The organism is Nitrincola tibetensis (genome assembly GCF_003284585.1).
GTDB lineage: Bacteria > Pseudomonadota > Gammaproteobacteria > Pseudomonadales > Balneatricaceae > Nitrincola > Nitrincola tibetensis.
On sequence record NZ_QKRX01000039.1, the window covers coordinates 1 to 1,367 of the forward strand.

The 1,367-nt window shown below is 47.0% G+C and carries 2 protein-coding genes; both read right to left on the reverse strand.

Annotated features, from left to right (window positions below; translation table 11 throughout):
- Window positions 1–700, reverse strand: a 700-nt coding sequence (locus DN062_RS18370) for an IS91 family transposase (protein ID WP_112160736.1), incomplete at its 3' end; no start/stop codon positions are given.
- The coding region (locus DN062_RS18375) for a tyrosine-type recombinase/integrase (protein ID WP_112160737.1) at window positions 697–1,367 on the reverse strand (671 nt) is incomplete at its 5' end. The genes DN062_RS18375 and DN062_RS18370, both read right to left, overlap by 4 nt.

Consider the following 1,367-nt stretch of genomic DNA (forward strand, 5'->3'; position numbering starts at 1 on the left):
ACTGAATCGCAGCCTTGCTATAAACGCACCAAGGCTTACTCATTACCTGCGTTAAGGTGCGATCGAATTCATCAGTGCAAATCGATGAGAAACCGCCATTCACTTTCGTCTCTCGAAGTGCGCTCACCAGCAACCCTCTAAACCGTTTAGATAGCGCTTTTACTGGCAATAAGTATCCTTTGTTTCGATCTATCCATGACTGTGAGGACGTAATGACACCTGCAGGTATTAAACAGTGCAAATGCACATGGCGCGTTAATTTCTGTCCCCATGTATGAAGAACGGCCGTCATTCCAAGTTGCCCATGCAGTTTACGCTGCCCCATCACATGAAGCGTCTTCCAACATGACTGAAATAGCAATCGGTAAATGACATCTGCGTGATCGTTTACCCAATCATTAAGTTCATGCGGTAACGTGAATACCAGATGAAAGTAAGGTACTGGCAGTAACTGTTCCTTTTGTTTTTCACACCAAGCTCGGCTGGCATTTGTCTGGCACTGAGGACAATGCCGATCCCGACAACTGTGATACCACAGCCATTGCGAGTGACACGCATCACATCGATACAACGCTGCCCCCATCGCTGAGGTACGGCAAGCACGTATATGATTGAGGACTTGCCATTGTCTTGGCGTAGCACGAAGGGTTCCCTGTTGCTTACAATGTTCGATCACTTGCGCCAACCCTAGTGCGCTCATGAAACACACCATGCAGGACCGAGTAAATCTTCCGAGACCTTTTGACAGGGCTCCATCATCGCTATCCATTGTAGATAGACTAGAGTCGTCGACAACTGCCGATGCCCCAATAGAAGCTGCAAACGGGTCAAAGGCGTACCCGCCATCAGTTGATGGGTGGCAAAGGCATGACGCAGGCTATGGAACCGCACAGTTTTGCTTATACCTGCTCGTTTGGCTGCATCCTTAACCTCCAACCTTAAGTATTTGGGATCATAGGTACGATGCTTATCTAGACCATAAAACAACACATCTACTGGCCGATAGCGTTGCCAATAACATCGTAACTGCCGCTTAACACCCTCAGGAAATAGAACGTATCGATCTTTATTGCCTTTACCTTGGCGTACCTTTATCCGGTTATGTGGGCCATCTAAATCATCAATACGCAGCGCACAAATCTCTCCAATGCGCATCCCTGTCGCATACGATAATGCGATAGCCGATTGCTGCTTCAAATGCGTACAATGCTGAATAATCGAATGCACTTCATCTGGATAGAGTAAATCTGGGATCTTTTGATCTTTCTTCTGATAAGGAAGCTGTAGGTAGTTCAACGGCCTACCGAGCACTTTATTGAATAAGAAATGAATAGCATGAACCGCTTGCCTGCAACTGGATCGCGACC